We start from the raw sequence: 19,736 nt of genomic DNA on the forward strand, positions 1-19,736 counted from the left end.
CGGCGCCACCACCGTCGGTCGAGTAGCGAGCGCCAGCGAGCGTATCGAGACCCCTCGCGAGGGTCTCGATACGCTTCGCTACTCGACCAACGCACCCGGTCTCGCTCGCTACTCGACCGACGGTCAGCCGACTGGAAGGCGTTCCTTCTCGTCCTGCTTCGGGGCGGTGTCACCGTCCGGTCCGCCCTTCCTCCCGAAGGGCAGCACCCGGCCGATCGCGCCGGTCCGCTTCGCCGTGCGCTCCCACTGCGAGAGCCCGACCGCGGCGAGCAGGGCGACGCCGTTGAACAGATCGTTGATCCACGGCGGTGCGCCGATCAGCTGCAGCCCCTTGATCCCGACGGCGAGCACGTACACCGAGATGACGGTGCCCCAGACGTTGAACCGGCCGCCACGGAACTGCGTCGAGCCGAGGAACACGGCCGTCAGCGCGGGCAGCAGCAGGCTCGGGCCGACGGTCGGGTCACCCGTGTTGATCCTCGACGTGATCAGGATGCCCGCGATGGCCGCGATCACGCCGCCGGCGACGAGCGCGCCGATCTGCAGCCGCCCCACGTTGACGCCGGCCAGCCGGGCGCCGTCGGCGTTGTAGCCCGCCGCGTACATCCGGCGGCCGACGGGGGTCCGCTCGAGCACGTACCACGCGATGAACGCGATCACGATCATGATGTACGCCGGGTTCGTCACGCCGAGGAAGCTGCCGGTGGCGACGAGACGGAAGTCCTGAGGCATCCCGAGGATCTGCTGGCTCGAAGACAGCCAGGCCAGCGCAGCCAGCAGGATCGAGCTCATGCCGAGCGTGGCGATGAACGAGTCGATCTTGCCCTTGGTGATGATGAGCCCGGAGATCAGCCCGACGAACGCGCCGCCCGCGAGGGTCAGCGGGATCGCGACCGGCCAGGGCAGGCCCGCCCGGACGATCAGGAACGCGACGAGGATGCCGGCGAAGCCGACCTCCGCGCCGATCGCCAGGTTGAACGCGCCGGTCACGAGCGGGATGAGCACCGCGATCGCCGCGATCACCGTGATCGCCTGCGCGTCGAGCAGCGTGCGCCAGACCCCGGGCTGCAGGAACGTCTGCGGCGTGAGCAGCGAGAAGATGGCGAAGATCGCGATGAAGATGTAGATCGCGCTGATGTTGCGGAACGACAGCAGTTTCGCCGCCCTCCCGCGCGTGGTGCTTTCGGTGTTCGTCACTGGTGTCCCCTGTCTGCTGATGCGTCGGCGTGCTCCGACAGTCCGTGTCCCTCGAGGACGAGTCGTGCCTCCGTCAGCTGCTCGCCCGACAGCTCGACCACGACGCGACCGTCGCGGAGCACGAGCACCCGGTCGCAGAGCCGCACGAGCTCCTTGGCCTCCGAGGAGCAGACCAGCACGCCGGCGCCCTGGCCGGCGGCCTGGTCGATCGCGCCGTAGATGGCCTGCTTCGCACCGATGTCGACGCCCTGCGTCGGCTCTTCGAGCAGCAGCACCGACGGCCGGTTCCGCAGCCATTTGGCCATGACGATCTTCTGCTGGTTGCCCCCGCTGAACTGCGCGAACGTCTGCTCGGCGCGCGGCGGCTTCACGTCGTACGCCGTGATCAGCGCGTCGGCCTCGGCGCGCTCCTTGCGCCCGTCGAGGGCGCCGAGCGCGGTGCGGAGGCTGCGCAGTTCGGGCAGCGTGATGTTCTCGCGCGCGTTCATGGGCCGCACCGCGCCGAGCCGCCCGCGGTCGCCCGCGACGAAGCCCATGCCGCGCCGGATGCTCTCGGCCGGCACACGCCGGTCGTAGGACCGGCCGCCGAGCGTGAACGACTCGGCCGTCGACTCGGCCGAGCCGAAGAGCAGCGCGGGCAGCGCCTCTCGCCCGGATCCGAGCACGCCGGCCACGCCGACGACCTCGCCCGCGTGCAGGGTGAGGTCGACGGACTCGATGCCGGCGCCGGTGAGCCCCGCGACCTCGAGCACGACGTCGCCGCGCTCGCGGCCGGTCCTCCCGGACTCGCCCTCACCGACCGGCACACCCGTCACGTAGGACACGAGGGTGTCGTGGTCGATGCCGGCCCGGGCCTCGTCCGCGACCTTCCGGCCGTCCCGCAGCACGACGACGCGGTCGGCGAGGTCCAGCACCTCGTCGAGGCGGTGCGAGATGAAGATGACGCCCGCGCCCGCCGCCGCGACCTTCTTCACGGCGTCGAACAGGATGCGAACCTCGCTCGCGTGCAGCGCCTCGGTCGGCTCGTCGAGGATGAGCACGTTCCGCTCGTGCGCCCAGCCGTCGAGCGCTCTCGCGATGGCGATGATCGAGCGCTGCGCCGGCGCGAGGGTGGCGATCGGCACGTCGACGTCGAACGCCTCGCCGAACCGCCCGATGAGCCTGCGCGCGCGTTCCCGCTCGCGCTTGACGTTGAAGGGCGCGACCGCGGCGCCGCCCCGGTCGCGGTTCAGCCCGAGGTTCTCGATGGCGGTCAGGGGCGCGATGAGCCCGAGGTCCTGATGGATGATGTGCAGCTCGGTCTGCAGGCCGCCGTGCTCGGCGAACTCGACGGTGCCGCCATCGGCGGTGTAGACCCCGGCGAGGATCTTGACGAGGGTCGACTTGCCGGAGCCGTTGTGGCCCACGACCGCGACGACCTCGCCGCTGCGGACCTCGAGGTCGACCGCGTCCAGGGCGCGCAGGCCCGGGAAGTCCTTGGTCAGTCCCTCGATCGTCAGCAGCGACGAGGTGTCGCTCGTCGCCGGGCGCGGTGCTGGCGACTCGACGGTCATGGCGTCACTTTCCCCACAGTTCCAGGAAGTCGTCCTTGAAGTCGGGGTACGCGACGAAGCCCTCGAGGTAGTCGTCGGCGTTCGCGCTGCTGAGCACCTGCGAGAGGAGCGGGTTGATCTCCGCCCAGTCGCCGTAGTTCACCTCGGCGCCCATGTGCCGGCGCAGTCCCTCGTCGATGAGCAGCCACATGAAGAGGTCGAAGTCGACCGCGAACCCGCCGGACTGCAGCCCGTTCGCGATCTGCTCGATGTTCGGCGGCAGCGACGACTGGCCGAGCCCGGGCACCGAGATGCCGGCGAGCTCCTGCTTGGCCTGCATGCCGATCTGGATCTGATCGGCGGGCGTGACGAAGTACTTGGTCTCGGGGTGCGCCTGCAGGTCGCTGATCACGGCGTCGCCGGCGGTCGTGTCGAGGCTCGCGACCGGGAGCTCGACGACGCGCAGGGTGCAGTCGTCGCAGATCTCCGGCAGGAACTCCTTGGTGCTCGCGAGCTGCACGTGCGAGAACGGGAACTCGGGGACGTGATAGAACACGAAGTCCGTCGCCGCGCCGCAGGTGAAGGCGACCGCCGCGGCCGCGAGGACGCGGCCGTTCTCCGTCGAGGCGCCGAGCCCGCCGAACGAGTCGAGGAGGTCGTAGTCCTCGGCGTTGGTGATCGACGCCGAGACGATCGTGGTGCCCTCGTCCTGGAGCGAACCCAGCTGGTCGATGTAGAACGACGGGTCGAGGCCCACGCCGAGCACGATGTCCGGGCGGGTCTCGACCACGGTGTTGAGGGCCGAGTTGATGCTCTGCGCGTCGGTGCCGGTGTCGACGTTCGTGATCTGCACCCCGGCCGCCTGCGCGGCGGGCTCGATGAACGACCACATGAGCCCGGCCACCGCGGTGCCGTTGTTGAGGAAGGCCACGGTGGTGCTGGGGTCGATGGGCTCGGGGAGCGGCTCGGTGACGACGAGCCGGTCGGGCTTGGTCTGATACGTCTCGATGATCTCGGCCGCCGCGTCGTAGTCGACGCCGTCGAGCGGTTCGACGTTGCAGTTTCCCTCGGCGTCGGGGTAGATGTCTGCCGCCTCGCCGCCTTCGCCGCCGGCCGGGTTCGAACTGCAGCCCGTGACGACGAGCGACATCGCCGCGACGACGGCGAGAGCGCCCAACGCGCCTCTGGTGCTCCGTTGCATGTGCGTGCTCGCTTCCTGACTTCGTTGTCGTATCGTCAGACACTCTTGTCGGACAATGCGATCATCATACACATTGTTCAGCCACACTCAACAGCGTTAAGTGAGAGCGGTGGTTCAGACGCCCTCCGACCGCAGGCGCGCGCGCAACTCCTGCGTGGCTCGCTCGTCGACCCGGACCCCCTCGGGGTCGTAATGCGGATCACCGGACACCACCACGCCGTACAGTCGTGCTGCACCCTCGATGGTCACGTACTCATCGCGCACATCCCGGCGGACGAGGTCCGGATCGCGTTCGAGCGGGTCCCCCCATCCGCCCGCGCCATTGGTGATGTAGCGCAGCACCGACTGCGACGAGCTCGTGTTCGCGTTGGCGAACGGGTAGCGGTACTCGCCGTCGGCCGAGGGTGCATTGCTGTCCGGGTCGATGACACCGGCCCACGCGGTGCCGGCCGCGAAGGAGGCGCGGTCGGTCGCCGGGATCGCCGGCTCACCCGTCTCGTCGGGCGGGAAGATCCACACCCCGCCATTGACGCCCGACCCGCCGCCGTGCACACCGAACCCCGTCACGGATCGATGGCGCAGCTCGATGATCGAGTGCATCGCATCCGTGAGCCAGAGCGTGTCGCGCAGCATGGCGTTGCCGCCGCGGTGGACGCCGGGCCCCGCCGTGTCCGGCACGGGCTCGTGCCGCAGCATCACCACCGGGCTCTCCTTCTCCACGGCCTCGACCGACGGGGCGACGCCGTTCGCGAGGTACGACATGCACTGGGTGTCCGCGTCGCCATGCCGGTTCGCGCCGTACGGGCCGATCTCACCGCCGCACTGCATCGCCGAGACCCACGGTCGCCCGTCGGGCCACGAGCCGAACGCGGTGTGCAGGTTGGTGCCCGCCCGGTCCCCCGCGATCGCCCGATCGCCGAGCGCCCGCTCGAGCGCCATCAACGCCGTCGCGAGGATGACCTGGCTCTGCTCGAAATAGAGGAACACCGCGCCGTCGGGCGGGAGTGCCGACACCACCGTTCCCTCGGGCACGACGATGTCGATGTTCCGGAAGAGCCCGGAGTTGAACCGGCCCCGCGGGTCGAAGTTGTACTTCAGCGCGACGCCGATCGCCGTCTTCACCTCCCAGACCGTCGCGTTGATCGAGGTCCGCGCCTGCCGGTGCGTGCCCGAGAAGTCCACCTCGATCCGGTCGCCGCGCTTTCGGATCGCCACATGCACCGGGTAGGACTCGGTGTCATCCACGCCGTCGCAGTCCACGCCGTGCTCGGCCTCCCAGTCGCCATCCGGCAACTCGGCCATGCCGAGCGCCATGCGCTCGGCGGCGGCATCCGTGGCGTACCGCATGGCGCCGTGGAACGCGGCGAGCCCGTACCGGTCGATCGACTCGTGCACGAGCCGTTCGCCGAGCTCGAGGCTCGAGCACACCGTCAGCATGTCGGGATACAGCACCTCCGCCATGCGCACATTGTCGAAGATGACGCTCCAGGTCTCCGGGACGTTCTCGCCCTGGCGCACGAGCAGACGTGGCGAGAGCACGAGCCCGTTCTCGAACACGTTCTGCTTCGTGGCGCTGAACCCGCCGGGCACGGTGCCGCCCATGTCGAGCTGGTGCGCGTTCAGCGTCACGAACGCAACGATCGCGTCCCCGACGAACACGGGCCGCGTGAACACGAGGTCGTTGTTGTGGTTGCCGGTGCGGTACGGATCGTTCGCGATGAGCACGTCCCCCGGGCGCAGCCGGTCGACCCCGTACTCGGACACCATGTTGGGCACGGCGTCGATCGTCGTGCCGGCCATCAGCACGATGCCGTTGCTGGCCGCGGGCACGGGGTAGCCGAGCTCGGGCGGACCGGCGATCGTGCAGGCGAGGTCGTAGAAGTCTCTGAGCACGGGTGAGAACGCGCCGGTGAGCAGGCGCGCGCTCATGTGCTCGACGAGGTAGTCGAAGCGGTTGCCGAGCACGGTCGCCGTGTACCGGTCGCAGTCGTAGTGCGACCGGAACGCGCGGTCGTCGAGGTCCCGGATGAGCCGGCGCTCGGCCCGCTCCTGCTGGGTGGTGATGGTCATGCCGTCCTCCCGGCGGTGATGATGATCTCGCCGCAGCGGCCGACGGTGGCCGCGTGCCCGTCCGGCACGAACGTCGTGCTCAGCTCCTCGCGGATGACGGCCGGGCCGGTCACGGTGGCGCCGACCCCGAGGTTCGCGCGCGTGAACCACTCGGCCTGCACCGGCTCGTCGGAGAGGTGGCGGAGCGTCGTGGTGCCCTCGGGGGCGGCCGGGTACGGCTCGACCGGGTCCGCCGGGACGTACTCGACCTTCTCGGCCGGGATCACGAGCTCGACCCGGTAGGTGACGCCTTCGACGGGGAAGGCGTCGAACCGGTTCCCGTTGCGCTGCTCGTACGCGTCGTGGAAGCCGGCGACGACCTGATCGATCGTGTGCGGTCCGATCGGCCCGTCGGGGATCGGCACGAACGGCGTCTCCCAGCTCTGGCCGACGAGGCGTCCGTCGAAGCTGCGGCGAACCGGGAGGTCGGCGGCGGCCGGCCCGAGGCGCGCGCGCAGCTGCGCCTCCATGCCCGCGTAGACCGCCTCGACGTGCTCGGCCGTGTCCGCACCGAACACGACGTACGCGCTCTCCGACTCCGAGTAGACCTGGTCGGTCGAGAGCAGGCCGAGCGCCGAGAAGAGCCCGGGGTGCGGCGGGATGACGACCTCTCGGAGCGGGAGGAGGTCGAGCGCGGCCGGCAGGAGCATCCCGCCGGCCGCGCCGTACGCCATGAGCGTGAAGTCGCGGATGTCGACGCCGTGCCGCACCGCGACGTTCAGGATCTCCTCGGCCATGTGGGCGACCGCGAGCCGGTAGGCGGTCCGGATGCGCTCGCCGTGCGGCACCGGGGTGTCCAAGGCCGCGAAGGCGCGCTCGGACGCGTCACGGTCGAGCGAGAGCTCCCCGCCGGCGAAGCCCTCCGGATCGAGGATCCCGATCAGCAGGGCGGCGTCCGTCACGGTCGGGCGGGTGCCGCCACGGCCGTAGCAGGCGGGCCCGGGCTCGGCGCCCGCGCTGCCCGGTCCGACGACGATGCCGCCGGCGGACGACACCGAGACGAGGCTCCCGCCGCCCGCGCCCACACTGGAGACCTCGGTCGAGAGGGCGTTGATGATGAGGTCGTGCTCGATCTCGAACGTGTTCTGCACGAACGGCCGGCCGTCGACGATGATCGAGACATCCGTCGACGTGCCGCCGACATCCGCGCAGAGCAGGTTGGCGCGGCCGATGGCGGCGCCGAGGTGTCCGCTCGAGACGGTCCCCGCGGCCGGGCCGGCGAAGAGGATGCGGAAGGGGCGCTCGAGCGCCTCCTGCCAGGGCAGCAGGTTCGCGGCGCAGTCGGCGAAGTTCAGCTGTCCGCCGAAGCCGAGCCCCGAGAGCTCGGCGTCGAGCTCTCGGGCGTACCCGTCGAAGAGCAGCTTCATGACCACGTCGATGACGGTGGTCGACGCCCGCTCGTACTCTTTCGCGAGCGGCGAGGTCGCCGACGAGATCGACACCGCGACGCCGGCGCCGAGCACCTCGTGCACGAGCTCGCGAAGCCGCAGCTCATGGGCCGGGTTCACGTAGGCGTTGAGCAGGCAGATCGCGACGCCCTCGACCTCGCACCGCCGCAGCACCTCGAGCTCGCGGCGCGTCTGCGCCTCGTCGAGTGCGATGAGCTCCGAGCCGTCGGCGGTCAGACGCTCGCGGATGCCTCGCCTGAGGTAGCGCGGGACGAGCGGACGCGCCGCGTCCCCGAACGTGCGCCGCCACGCCGGGTCGGTCTGCGCATCGAGCGGACGGTGCACAGACCCGCGATCGAGCACGTCCCTGAACCCGTCGGTCGTGAGGAAGGCGACCTTCGGCAGGCGGCGCTCGAGCACCGCGTTCAGGCCCATCGTGCTCGCGTGGTTGAACACCGCGCTGTCGTCCACGCCCAGGCGCCTGGCGCCCTCGACCACCGACCCCGCCGGGTCGGTCCGGCTGCTCGGCACCTTCGTGACCTCGACACGTCCGTCGCGGATCGCCACCACATCGGTGAACGTGCCGCCGACATCGACTCCGATCATCGTGCGCTCCTGCCCTTCCGGCTCAGACCGTGGACCCGAGCGGGATGAACGAGCCGAGCGCGGGCGCGGGCGTGCGCTCGAGCGAGTGCAGGCAGTCCTGGCACTTCACGACCGTCCACCACCCGCCCTCGCTCAGCGCGCGGTAACTCCGGACGTCGTCGGAACCGCACTCGGGACAGCTCGCGGGCACCGGCGCTCGTTCCACGAACAGCCGTTCCTCGCTCGGACGGGGGAAGGTGTGCACAGTCGCTCTCCTTTGAGTCGGGGTGCTCTGGGTGGAAGATCCGCTCGGTGCTGCGCGGTGAGCTCAGGCGAGCGCCGCGGCGCGGGTCTCTTGCGGTCGGCGAGCGTGCGCGACGAGCGTCTCGAGCACCGCGGTGAGGTCACCCGCCTCGTACCCCTCGACGATGGCGGAGTGATCCTCGAGGAGTTTCGTCGTCGCACGCGTGGACTCGCGGATGGTCCGCAGCTCGAGCGCGGGCAGTCGCAGCCCCTTGTACGTCTCGTTCAGGATGACGCTCCCCGCGAGCCCCACGAGGTATTCGTGGAACTCGGCGTTCGACCGGATCCATCCCTCGGCGTCCCCGAACTCATCGCCGTGGACGAACTCGAGGGTGGCCTCCATGAGCCGGCGGAGCTCCGCGAGCTCGGCCTGGCCGACCCGGCCGACCGTCTGGGCGGCGGCGCCCACCTCGACCGCGAGCTTGGCGGCGTAGTAGTCGAAGATCACCTCGTCGGGCACGGGCTCGACCTCGAAGACCGCACCGGTCCGGCGCACGAGGCCCTCGTCGACCAGGGCGACGAGGGCCTGGTAGGTGCGCCCGACCTCGAGGTCGAGCTGCGCCGAGATGCGCTCGGCATCGAGCGGGACCGAGATGTCGGTGACGCTGCTCACGACATAGTCGCGGACCGCGTGCAACGCGGCGGCGTCGGGCGCGGTCTGCATGCGGCCGAAGGAACCGCGGAAGTAAGCGAGCGGGTTGCCGGGGTGGGAGGTGACGCGCACCACCTGTGCGAGGAAGACGAGGTGCGTCCCGCCGCGCACGGTCTCCTCGACGACGCACTCGAACTGCGCGATCGAGCCCGAGATGAGGGGGATGTCCCGGTGCCCGCGCTCCAACGCGACGGACTGGAACTTGTCGGGCGCCTTGCTCGCGAAGCGCTGAGCGACCGGCGCCGAGTCCTCGGAGAGCACGTTCACGGCGAACGTGCCCGAGCGCATGATCGCCTGCGCGGTGCTCGAGCTCACGTTCAGGCAGATCAGCAGCATGGGCGGCTCGTCCGAGAGGGAGCTGACCGCGCTCGCCGCCGCACCGTAGTCGGTCTCATCGTCGCGCGTGGTGATCACGGTCACGCCGCTCGCGAAGCGCCCCATGACGTCGCGGAACTCCCACTTCGACGGACGTTCGGCCGTGAATTCGGCAGATGTCATCGTTGCGCCCCTCTGCGTTGCTCGTTGCGGGCGTCCCGGCCCGCGCGTGCAGCCACGCTAGCAGGTAGTTACACCTGTTACAACTAAATTGTCGGTCGGCGTTCCGCACGTGAGAGGTTTATAGTACTGTCGGACAATCCAAGGACGACGACGTTCAGAGAGGCAGACCATGCGCATCATCTCGGGCCGATCAGGCGCCCCCTCCAGCACCGCGGCGAACACCTTCACCGGAGAGGTGTGGATGGATGGGGTGATCACCGACCAGTCCGACGTGAAGATCAACAATGTCATCTTCACGCCGTGCGCGCGCACCTACTGGCACCATCACGAGCACGGCCAGATCCTGCAGGTCTTCCGCGGGCGCGGATTCGTCTGCGGCCGGGACGGTGAGCCGCGCGTGATCGAGCAGGGCGACACCGTCTGGATCGAACCGGGCGAGCGCCACTGGCACGGCGGCACCCCCGACTCGCTCATGGGCCACACCGCCATCACGCTGGGCGACACCGTCTGGCTCGAGGAGGTCAGCGACGAGGAGTACGCGAAGGCGCAGGGCTGAGCGGTGACCGAACGGGTGCAGACCGGACGCCGCTTCCCGCAGCCCGAGCCGATCACACTGCCCGACGAGGCACGTGACGAGCTCATCGCGATCGTGGGTCGCGAGCACCTCCTGCTCACCGAGGCCGAACGCGACACCTACCGCGACCCGTACTGGCACGAGGACGACCGGACGTACGACTCCTCCGCCGTCGTCTTCCCCGATTCGGTCGAGCAGGTCCAGGCGGTCGTACGCGTCGCGAGCCGGTACGAGATCCCGGTCTGGACCTCGTCTCAGGGGCGCAACAACGGATACGGCGGCCCCTCGGCGCGCGTGGCCGGGTCGCTGCTCATCAGCCTCAGGCGGATGAACAGGATCCTCGAGATCGACACCGAGCTGGCGTACGCGGTCGTCGAGCCGGGGGTGCGCTGGTTCGATCTCTACGACGCGCTCCACGAGCTCGGCGACGAGCTCATGGTCTCGGTGCCCGACATCGGCTGGGGTTCGGTCGTCGGCAACTCGCTCGACAACGGGATGACCTACCTCCCCCTCGGGTCGGACTGGGCGGCGCCCTGCGGGCTCGAGGTCGTGCTCGCCGACGGCTCGCTCCTGCGCACGGGCATGGGCGCGATCCCCGAGAACCGCTCCTGGCATCTCTACAAGCGCGGCCTGGGCCCGGTGCTGGACCCGCTCTTCATGCAGTCCAACTACGGCATCGTCACGCGCATGGGGGTCTGGCTCATGCGCCGCCCGCGCGCCTACGCACCGCTCTATCTGTCGATCCCACGTGATCACCAGCTGGGGCAGGCCATCGACCTCGTGCGCGAGCTCCGCCTCGACGGCGTGATCCGCGGCGTGCCGAACATCCAGAACCTCATCACCATGGGCACGCAGTTCCCCGAGCACATGGGCAAGTTCCCGGGCGCAGATCCCACCTGGAGCGAGGAGCGGCTCGACCGGCTCGCCGACGAGACGGGCATCGGCCGCTGGGGCGTGCGCACCGCGCTCTGGGGCGACCCGCCCGTGGTCGAGCACCACCTCGCGAGGATCCGCGAGGCGTGGTCGGCCATCGACGGAGGCCGCGTCGACCACCTGGGCACCTTCACCCGGGAGAACTGGGGCGAGATCTCGACCTTCATGCAGCGGATCTCCGCCGGCGTGCCGAGCTTCGACATGATGGAGCAGATGCCCGACTGGGTGGGGCACGTCGGCTTCTCGCCGATCGTGCCGCTCACGGGCCGGGAGGTCGTGAAGGTCGTCGACCAGATCAAGGCGCGCGTCATCGAACGCACGGGCGTCAACTTTGTCTGCGCGGTGTTCCCGACGAACGACCGCAGCGCCATGATCGTGAGCGCCATGAGCTTCGACCGCCGCGATCCCGACCACGTGCGGGCGACGTTCGACACCGTGCGGGAGCTCGTCATCGAGCTCGGTGAACAGGGCTACGGCGAGTACCGCGCGCACCTCGACGTCATGGACCTCGCCGCCGACCAGTACTCGTTCGGGGACCACGCGTACCGACGCTTCACCGAGGCCATCAAGGACGCCGTCGACCCGAAGGGCATCCTCTCCCCCGGCCGCCACGGCGTCTGGCCCGCCCGCTACCGCGACGCATAGGCCCGGCCGTCGATCACCACCCGTCGGTCGCTCGCTACGCGACCGGCGGGAAGGGCTCGCCGGCGCTCGCTACCCGGTCAGTCCAGCCGGCTCCGGATGCCGCGCTCAATGGTCGAAGACGATGACGCCGCAGACGTCGTCGAGGGAGCCCGAGCGGTCGCGCGCGAGGTCGAGCTCGTCGAGGGGGTAGGTGCGTGTGAGGATCGGCGCGGGGTCGAGCAGGCCGCGCTCGAGCAGGCCGGTATAGCGCTGCAGATCGCTCCGCATGTGGACCTGACCGTTCTGCGAACTCAGGATCTGCCGGCTCTGCAGTCCGGTCTCGACCTGCGGCAGCGTGAGCTCCGCGCCGCCGATCTCGAACCCGGTGTAGACCACGCGGCCGCCCCGGCGCGTCGCGAGCAGGGCGAGCCGCTGCGACTCGGTCGGGCCGGCGGCCTCGAGCGTGACATCCGCACCTCGTCCGCCCGTGGCCCCGCGCACGGCAGCGACCGCGTCCTCGGCGCTCGGGTCGACCAGATGATCGGCGCCGAGCTCGCCGGCCAGCTCACGCCGGCCGGCATGCGGCTCGACGACGGTCACGGATCCGGCGCCCGCGAGCCGCGCGGCCTGGAGCATCCAGAGCCCGAGGTGCCCGGCGCCCACGATCGCGACCGACTCACCCGGCTGGACCTTCGCCACGTTGAAGACGGACCCGACCCCGGTGGTGACCCCGCACCCGAGCATCGAGAGCACGTCCGAGGGCAGATCAGACTCCACCGGGAAGACCTGGTTGCCCGAGATCGACATGTAGTCGGCGTACCCGCCGACGCAGCCCGCGCACGAGATCGGCGCACCGTCGTCGCCCCGCGCGATGTCGGGATAGACGCCGCCGAGGTCGAAGAGCTCGCTGCACTGCCACGGCTCGCCGATCGAGCAGTAGTAGCAGTGGCCGCACTCGGGCGTGCCCGGCACGACGACGCGCTGGCCGACACTGACGCCGTGCACGTCCGAGCCCACCTCGACGACCTCGCCGATCGAGGCGTGCCCGAGGATCGTCGGCGGGATCTTGTAGAGCAGGCCTTTCCAGTTCTTGACGTCGGTCGAGCAGAACGGGCTCGCGTGCGTCTTCACCAGCACCCGCCCGGGGTCGAGCGGGAGCATCTCGACCTCCTCGATCGAGAACGGCTCCCTGAGCGTGCGCAGCACGCCGGCCCTGCCCCGGACGCTCATGCCGACTCCACCGGGTACTGCTCGAATGCGTGCTTCACGAGCTGCTGCCGTCCTTCCACGAGGTGCCACCAGTCCGGATGGGTGATGGCGTAGAGATCGTCGTTGCGGATCGCCCGGGTGACGATGCGGCCGGCGTCGATCGGATCGATCCAGCGGAGGTCCGCACCCGGGCCCTCCGAGATGTCGACGTCCTGAAGGGCACCCGCCGCCGAGTCGGGCCGATTGCGCAGGCTGTGCTTGATGTTCGTCCGAACCGTGCCGGGCGCGAGCAGGGTCACGTGGACGTCGCTGCCGTCCTCCGCGAGCTCGATCGCGAGCGCCTCGGTGAGCGCGGCGACCCCGAACTTGGTGACCGCATACGCACCCGCGCCCGACATGGGCGCGAAGGAGGCCATCGACCCGGTGTTGACGATGTGGCCGCCGTCGTGATTCGCGGTGAGGATCGGCAGGAACGCCTGCACCCCGTGGATGACGCCCCAGAGGTTCACGTCGATGAGCCAGCGCCAGTCGGCCGTGGTCATGTCGGCGAGCCGCGCGAGCGGACCGATGCCGGCGTTGTTCACGACGATGCCGACGGATCCGAAGCGATCGACCACGGCGGCCGCGAGGGCCTCCACACTCGAGGCATCCGTCACGTCGACCTGCATCGGGACCGCGCCGATCTCCGCCGCGGCCGCGGCGAGCGCGTCCTCCTGGACGTCGGCGATGACCACCTCGGCGCCCTCGGCGATGAGCTGCTCGGCGATGCCGCGCCCGATGCCCGAGGCGCCGCCGGTGACGACGGCGACCCGTCCCGCGATGCTGGTCATGCTGTCCTCCCCCTCACGCCGATCGATCCACTCAATTCCCGAAGGCGAACAGCCGGTCGGGGTCGTAGGTCGCCCGCACCTCGGCGAGCCTGCTGGCCGTCTCCGCGGGCCACAGTCGCGCGAAGACCTCGGCGGTCGGATGTCCCGCCCAGTTGTAGTTGACCTCGGCGTGGGCGTAGCCCGCGACCCGGTCGAACAGCGCCGGGCCCGCCACGGGCAGCGCCTCGTCGTTGAGCCCGGGGATCACCGCGGCGATGGCGAGCAGCGAGTAGGCGGCGTGCCGGCCGCCGATCGCGCTCGGCTGCTCGGGCTCGCGGCCCGCGGCCGCACCGAGCAGCCGGGTCTCGACCGTCGCGAACGGGGCGTCCACCCCGGCGCCCGCATGCTCGAGCAACGCGGAGACGTAGTCCTGGTCGACCTGGTCGAGGAACTCGCCGCGCTCCCAGATGGGCAGCGGCCCGAATGGCTCGGCGTGGATCGTGCCGACCTCGGCGGTCGGCAGGATCCCGACCCCGTCGAGATGCACGGGCGCGATCGCGCGGATCGTAGCCAGGTGCGACTCGCCGCGCTCGGTGAGCTCCGCGGCCGTCGCGCCCGGCTCCACGTAGGCGAAGCGCACGTGGGCGAGCGTGCGGCCGGCGAGCGGCTCGGGCACGCCGACGGGCGGGAGGCGGAGGATCGCGATCGAGGTGTTCACCTCGTCCGGCAGCTCCGCCGTCCAGTCCAGCCAGCCGCGGTGCACGGCCTCGATGTGCTCCTCGGCGAAGAACAGGCCACCGCCGTACACCTCGGGCAGCGCGAGGGCCGAGAGCGTCAGCTCGGTGACGATGCCGAGCCCCACCTTGCCGCCCTTGAGCGCCCAGAACAGGTCGGGGTGCGCATCCGCCGACGCGACGACGACCGAGCCGTCGGCCACCACGACGCGATAGGCGACCGCACGATCGGCGGCCCAGCCCAGCGTCCGGCTGAGCGGGCCGACCCCGCCGCCGAGGGTCAGCCCCACAGCGCCCACGCTCGGCGACGAGCCGGTCACGGCGGCGAGGCCGTGCTCCGCGAGCCGCGGCAGGATGTCCATCCATCGAGCGCCCGCGCCGATGGTGAACGTCCGCGTCGCGGGATCGACGTCGACCCGGTCGAGGCGGTGGGTGCGGATGAGGAGGCCACGATCCACCGGCCGGTAGGAGCCGTGACCCGTCGCCTGCACGGTCACCTCGAGGCCGTGTTCGGCCGCGAACCGCACCGCGAGCTGCACGTCGCGCTCGTCGGCCGCGCCGACGACCAGGTCGGGCGCCATGGGCGAGAGCGAGTTGAAGCCGTCGATCTCGGCCTGGTAGCCGTCGTCGTCCCGGGCGTGGACGGGTCCGGTCAGCGCGTCCCTGAGCTCTGCGACGGCGGTGTCATGTGCGACTGGCATGGGGGTGCTCCTTGTCGTTACCTGCGGTTCGCGGGCCAGATGCCGTGCCGGCCCGGCGAGAGGATGCCGTTCGGGTCGACCGCGTCCTTGATGCGTTCGCAGAAGCGGCGGTACGCGTGATCGCCGAACGAGTACTGCTCGGCCGCGAGCTCCATGAAGTCGAGGTGGGCGCGGTACTCGCCGTAGCCGAGCTTGCCGGCCTCGCGCACCATGGCCTTCGCGGTCTCGAACGCCGTCCTGGTCTGCCGCTCGTCGGTCGTGTCGAAGGCCAGGCCGCTCACGATGAGCGCGCTGCGCTCGCTCGCGACGCAGATGCCGGCGACGAAGTTCACTCCGGCCTGGTTGACGACGATGTCCTCCAGGAGGTCGACCACCTCGCGCACCTGCTCGCCCACGAGGGGCACCGCCGGCGAGAAGCCCACGTGGCCGACGTGATCCGGCAGCGACTCGAGCATGTCGAGGTTCGGGATGCCGGCCTGCACCTTGTCGACGAACGTGACGATCTCGTCCCATTCGTCTCGCAGGAAGGTGCGTTCGTGATCGACCCGAGCGCCCTCGATCGCCGACCAGGCCTCCGTGATGCGGGCCACGTGGTGCGCGACGACGGCCTCGTCACCCCACACGGCGGTGCGCATGCCCCAGCGGCCGACACCCGAGACATCCGCCAGCTCTTGCAGCTGCGCCTCGCTCAGCGTGGCGTTCGCGCCCTGCATCTTGCCGAGCAGCTCGGGGAAGTGCGACGCGAGGGTGATCGTGTTCTGCATCACCGGCACGCCGCGGATCACGCCGTCGAGCCGCAGCTCGCGGAGGATGTCGATCGCCTGCTCGAGCTGGGTGTCCTTCGGCACCGTGAGGAACAGCGGGGCGTATGCGGCGGGCTTGCGCATGAGCCAGTAGCCCATCCGCGTGACGATCCCGTAGTTCGACTGCACGAACAGCGGATCGAGCACCGGCCCGAGGCCGCGCTTGTACACGTGCCAGGCCTTCGAGTCGGGGATCGCGCCCATGCCCGTGCGCAGCAGCGAGCCGTCGGCGAGCACGACCTCCATGCCGGTGGGCGCCTGGAAGTCCGTGCCCAGCGGGAGGTAGGTGACCCCGCTGTCGAGCGTGTTGCCGATCACCGAGCCCCAGCCGAGGTCCGGCACCGAGACCATGAGGTCGTCGTGACCGCCCTCGCGGAGCGCCTCGTAGAGGTCCATCCAGGTCACGCCCGGCTCCACGACCGCGTACGCGAGACGCGGATCGATCTCGAGGACCCGGTTCATGCGCCTGAGGCTCACGAGCACCGAGCCCGCGACGCGGGGCGACGGCCCGCCGTAGCCGTTGTTCCGGCCCTGCGAGGACGTCCAGAGCGGCACCCCGAACTCGTTCGCGATACGCACGACGGCTTGCACCTGCTCGGTCGAGCCCGGGTACAGCACGGCGGACGAGTCGTAGGTGAGGTCGCCCTGGAACCAGTACGGATCGCGGTACGCATCACGGCCGGCGCGGTCGACGACCACGGCGTCGTCGCCGAGGACGTCGCGGAAGCGCTGCTCGACCGCCGGGTCGAGCACAAAGGGCTCGTCGCGGGCGCTCATCGTGCGCGCCTCATCTCCTCCGCGAGGATCGGCGCGGCCTCGAGCACGCCGTGCATGCCGAGCGTCGCCGCGATCTCCATGACCTCGATCAGCTCGGCGGCCGTCGCCCCGTAGCGCACGGCATTCTCCAGGTGGAGACGGAGCCCCTTCGTGTAGAGGTGCGTCGCCGAGGTGTCGAACGCGATGTAGATGAACTCCTTGACCTTCGGGTCGAGGGTGCCGCTCACCCAGGGCACCGACGAGAACTCGGTGTACGCGTCGAAGAACTCCGGGGCGAGCTCGAGGATCTCGTTCCAGAACTCGTGCCAGTAGCCGCGCTTCTCGGTGAACTCGGCCTTCAGGCGCTGCTGGTACTCGTCGAGCTCGGCCGGGCCGGTGCGTACACCCGCCTCCTCGAGGACCTCGGCGAGGATCGGCACCCCGATGTTCATGGCGTGGATGCCGAGCGTCGCGCAGCACTCCAGGACCTCCATGACCTCCGCCGGCGTGGCGCCCGCGTCGAGGGCTCGGCGGATGTGTCCGCGCACGGGCTTGATATAGAGGTGCGTCGCGTTCGCGGCGACCGCGAGGCGGATGAGGTGCTGGAGCTTCTCGGGCAGCACTCTCGTCCTGGCGGGGACACCCTCGAGGCGCGAGTAGGCGGCCAGGAACTCCGGGTCGAGGTCGAGCACGGCCTGCAGCTCGCCCGTCCACTCGCCGTGGGTCTCCTCGTACTCGCGCCGGATCTCGGCGCTCCGGGTCTCACTGGTCACGATGCACGCTCCTGTTCCTGGTCGGTCGCGCCGGGGGCGGCCGCCGTCTGCTCCCGATCCGCCTCGGGCAGCCGCCGGCGGAGCCAGCGCGCCACCTCCGTGTGGTCGGCCCCGGCACCGAGCTCCTCGCTCGCCGCACCCCAGTGCTCGACGACGACGTCGCTCACGGTGTGCGGGATGCCGAGCCGCTCGGCGAGCCCGGTCGCGATCCGCATGTCCTTGAGCATCAGCGCGAGCGCGAAGCCCGAGTCGTAGGTCTCCCCGACGATGAAGTTGGGCCACTTGTGCTCGGTCGATCCGCTTCGGCCGCTCGACCGGTTGATCGCCGCGAGCATCACCTCGGGGTCGAGCCCGAACGCCATGCCGGTCAGCATCGCCTCGCTCGTGACCCACAGGTGCGACGCCGACATCAGGTTGTTGATCGACTTCAGCGCGTGCCCTGCGCCCACCGGGCCGACGTGCGTCGGCGTGCCGAGCACCTCCAGCACCGGGTTCGCACGTGCCGCGTCGTCCGCCGCGCCGCCGACCATGATCGTGAGCGTGCCGTTGACGGCGCCCTTGACGCCGCCCGAGACCGGCGCGTCGATGAGCCGGGCACCCGCGGAGACGACCGCGTCGGCGAGCGCCCGCGTGCGCAACGGCTCCGACGAGCTCATGTCGACGATGAGCGTCCCCGGCGCGACGGCCTCGAGGAGCCCGCCGTCGCCGGTGAGCACCGCTTCGACGATGTCCGAGTTCGGCAGCATGAGGATCACGAGGTCCGCGGCGCGGGCCGCGTCGATCGCGGTGGTCGCCGAGGTGCCACCGGATGCCTCGAGTTGGGCCCGTGCGGCCTCGGACACGTCGAACCCGGTGACCCGGTGACCCGCGGCGATCAGGCGGTCGGCCATGGGCGAGCCCATGTTGCCGAGGCCGATGAAGGCGACCGGGGCACGGTCGCCTGCGGCGATCCGGGCTTCGGCGCTCACAGCTCGCCCGCCGCTTTCATCTCCTCGAGCTTCGCCTCCGCGATCCGGAACGACTCGAGCGCCGCCGGCACGCCGATGTAGATGGCCGCCTGGAGCAGGCTCTCCTGGATCTCCTCGATCGTCACGCCGTTGCGGATCGCGCCCCGCACGTGCACGCCGAGCTCATGCCCCCGGTTCAGCGCCGTCAGGGTGACGAGGTTGAGCAGGCTCCTGGTGCGCCGGTCGAGCCCGTCGCGGTTCCACACCGCGCCCCAGCAGTACTCGGTCACGAGCTCCTGGATGGGTCGTGAGAACTCGGTGACCTGGCCGAGCGAGCGGTCGACGTGCGCGGCGCCGAGCACCTCGCGTCGCACGCGGAGCCCGTCCTCGTAGGTCTGCTGCCTGGTGGTGTCCTGGTCCGTTCGCATCGTCGCCGGCCCTTCTGCTCGTGGTTCATGTCGTGACGGGGTGATCTGCTCGGCGCGTGCGGCCGCGGGGGCCTCGCTCATGCCTCGGAGCCTGATTCGTGCAGCCGGATCCGGCCGGAGATGTCGCCGATCGCGTCGACGACGGTGTTGCTGATCTCGTCCTTGTAGCCGAGGGCGTTCGCGAGCCCGAAGCTCGCCATCGGGCCGGCGGCGTTGAGCGAGTTCACGCCCAGCTCGTGGAGGTGGTCGACGTAGAGCACGACGTCCTTCATCATCAGCGCATTCGTGAGGCCGCCCTTGAGGTAGTCGCCGTGGATGATCTTCGGGAACCGGTTCTGCGTCGCGAAGTTCACCCCCGAGCTCGTGTTCAGCACCTCGAGCACGGTCTCGAGGTCGAGGCCGGCCTTCTTGGCCGCGACCATCACCTCGGCCGTGGCCGCGAGGCTGATCGCGTTGAGGAAGTTGTTCAGCAGCTTGGTGCTGTGGCCCGAGCCGCTCGCCCCCATATGGAAGATGTTCGTGGCGACGTGCGCGAGCGCCGGCCGGACCCGGTCGAGCGCGTCCGCGTCACCGCCGACCATGAGGGTCAGCGCACCGCGCTCGGCGGCGGCGGCACCTCCGGAGATTCCGGCGTCCAGGTACTGGACGCCCGACTCGGCGAGGCGGGCATGGATCGACTGGGTCGAGCTGGGCGCGGCGGTGCTGAGATCGACGACGACCATGCCGGGACGCAGCGCGGCCGAGAACCCGGCGTCGCCGAGCACGACCTGTTCGACGACACGGCTGTCGGGCAGCGAAAGCAGCACGACGTCGCTCGCGGCGACGAGCTCGGCCGCGCTCTCGGCCGGCGTGGCACCCGCCACCTCGACCGCCGCACGGTTCATGTCGAAGCCGAGCACCGGCATGCCGCCGTCGACGAGTCGCCGGGTCATCCGCCCGCCCATGTTGCCGAGGCCGATGAATCCGATGCGGTCGTTCAT

At 70.4% G+C, this 19,736-nt stretch carries 17 protein-coding genes; 2 read left to right on the plus strand and 15 right to left on the minus strand.

The window, feature by feature from the left end:
* Positions 1–123 precede the first annotated feature (123 nt).
* The 7 genes from RH864_RS02465 to RH864_RS02495 all read right to left on the minus strand — a co-directional run bounded on the left by RH864_RS02465 (position 124) and on the right by RH864_RS02495 (position 9,465).
* Positions 124–1,197 carry an ABC transporter permease gene (locus RH864_RS02465; RefSeq protein WP_310515909.1) on the minus strand — a complete coding sequence of 358 codons (1,074 nt, stop codon included), beginning with the start codon at positions 1,195–1,197 and terminating at the stop codon, positions 124–126.
* Complete coding sequence (locus RH864_RS02470) at positions 1,194–2,750, minus strand: sugar ABC transporter ATP-binding protein (protein WP_310515910.1); 1,557 nt, start codon at positions 2,748–2,750, stop codon at positions 1,194–1,196. The genes RH864_RS02465 and RH864_RS02470 overlap by 4 nt, the downstream gene beginning before the upstream one ends.
* A gap of 4 nt (positions 2,751–2,754) precedes the next feature.
* Positions 2,755–3,930, minus strand: coding sequence for a hypothetical protein (locus RH864_RS02475; protein WP_310515911.1), 1,176 nt, complete (start codon positions 3,928–3,930; stop codon positions 2,755–2,757).
* Between the two features lie 114 nt (positions 3,931–4,044).
* Positions 4,045–6,000 (minus strand): hydantoinase B/oxoprolinase family protein, encoded by a 1,956-nt coding sequence (locus RH864_RS02480; RefSeq protein ID WP_310515912.1) that lies wholly within the window; start codon positions 5,998–6,000, stop codon positions 4,045–4,047.
* The gene (locus RH864_RS02485; protein WP_310515913.1) at positions 5,997–8,033 is read right to left on the minus strand and encodes a hydantoinase/oxoprolinase family protein; all 2,037 of its coding nucleotides are present in this window, start codon (positions 8,031–8,033) and stop codon (positions 5,997–5,999) included. Before RH864_RS02485 ends, RH864_RS02480 begins: the two co-directional genes overlap by 4 nt.
* Positions 8,034–8,055: 22 nt before the next feature.
* Entirely contained in the window at positions 8,056–8,277 is a 222-nt protein-coding gene (locus tag RH864_RS02490; protein WP_310515914.1) for a hypothetical protein, read from the minus strand.
* Positions 8,278–8,340: 63 nt separating this feature from the next.
* A complete protein-coding gene (locus tag RH864_RS02495) occupies positions 8,341–9,465 on the minus strand; it encodes a flavin reductase (RefSeq protein WP_310515915.1) in 1,125 nt (374 codons plus the stop codon).
* Between the two features lie 169 nt (positions 9,466–9,634).
* Between RH864_RS02495 and RH864_RS02500 the strand changes: the two genes are divergently transcribed.
* Together RH864_RS02500 and RH864_RS02505 are read left to right on the plus strand one after the other, a co-directional pair.
* Positions 9,635–10,021 (plus strand): cupin domain-containing protein, encoded by a 387-nt coding sequence (locus tag RH864_RS02500; protein ID WP_310515916.1) that lies wholly within the window; start codon positions 9,635–9,637, stop codon positions 10,019–10,021.
* Positions 10,022–10,024: 3 nt separating this feature from the next.
* Entirely contained in the window at positions 10,025–11,617 is a 1,593-nt protein-coding gene (locus RH864_RS02505) for an FAD-binding oxidoreductase (RefSeq protein ID WP_310515917.1), read from the plus strand.
* 105 nt (positions 11,618–11,722) lie between these two features.
* Here RH864_RS02505 and RH864_RS02510 read toward each other — a convergent pair whose 3' ends face one another.
* Genes RH864_RS02510 through RH864_RS02545 form a run of 8 tightly spaced genes read right to left on the minus strand, consistent with a single transcriptional unit; the run spans position 11,723 to position 19,736 of the window.
* Positions 11,723–12,826: a zinc-binding dehydrogenase gene (locus RH864_RS02510; RefSeq protein WP_310515918.1), complete on the minus strand. Its 1,104-nt coding sequence runs from the start codon at positions 12,824–12,826 to the stop codon at positions 11,723–11,725.
* The gene (locus tag RH864_RS02515; protein ID WP_310515919.1) at positions 12,823–13,635 is read right to left on the minus strand and encodes an SDR family oxidoreductase; all 813 of its coding nucleotides are present in this window, start codon (positions 13,633–13,635) and stop codon (positions 12,823–12,825) included. Before RH864_RS02515 ends, RH864_RS02510 begins: the two co-directional genes overlap by 4 nt.
* Before the next feature lie 31 nt (positions 13,636–13,666).
* Positions 13,667–15,049: an FAD-binding oxidoreductase gene (locus RH864_RS02520; protein ID WP_310515920.1), complete on the minus strand. Its 1,383-nt coding sequence runs from the start codon at positions 15,047–15,049 to the stop codon at positions 13,667–13,669.
* A gap of 17 nt (positions 15,050–15,066) precedes the next feature.
* Complete coding sequence (locus RH864_RS02525; protein ID WP_310515921.1) at positions 15,067–16,629, minus strand: FAD-binding oxidoreductase; 1,563 nt, start codon at positions 16,627–16,629, stop codon at positions 15,067–15,069.
* Positions 16,626–17,381, minus strand: coding sequence for a carboxymuconolactone decarboxylase family protein (locus tag RH864_RS02530; protein WP_310515922.1), 756 nt, complete (start codon positions 17,379–17,381; stop codon positions 16,626–16,628). The genes RH864_RS02525 and RH864_RS02530 overlap by 4 nt, the downstream gene beginning before the upstream one ends.
* Entirely contained in the window at positions 17,378–18,349 is a 972-nt protein-coding gene (locus tag RH864_RS02535) for an NAD(P)-dependent oxidoreductase (RefSeq protein WP_310515923.1), read from the minus strand. Before RH864_RS02535 ends, RH864_RS02530 begins: the two co-directional genes overlap by 4 nt.
* Positions 18,346–18,837 (minus strand): carboxymuconolactone decarboxylase family protein, encoded by a 492-nt coding sequence (locus RH864_RS02540; RefSeq protein ID WP_310515924.1) that lies wholly within the window; start codon positions 18,835–18,837, stop codon positions 18,346–18,348. The genes RH864_RS02535 and RH864_RS02540 overlap by 4 nt, the downstream gene beginning before the upstream one ends.
* The gene (locus RH864_RS02545) at positions 18,834–19,736 is read right to left on the minus strand and encodes an NAD(P)-dependent oxidoreductase (protein ID WP_310515925.1); all 903 of its coding nucleotides are present in this window, start codon (positions 19,734–19,736) and stop codon (positions 18,834–18,836) included. Before RH864_RS02545 ends, RH864_RS02540 begins: the two co-directional genes overlap by 4 nt.

The sequence above is a fragment of the Agromyces aerolatus genome, from assembly GCF_031432255.1.
Lineage (GTDB): Bacteria > Actinomycetota > Actinomycetes > Actinomycetales > Microbacteriaceae > Agromyces.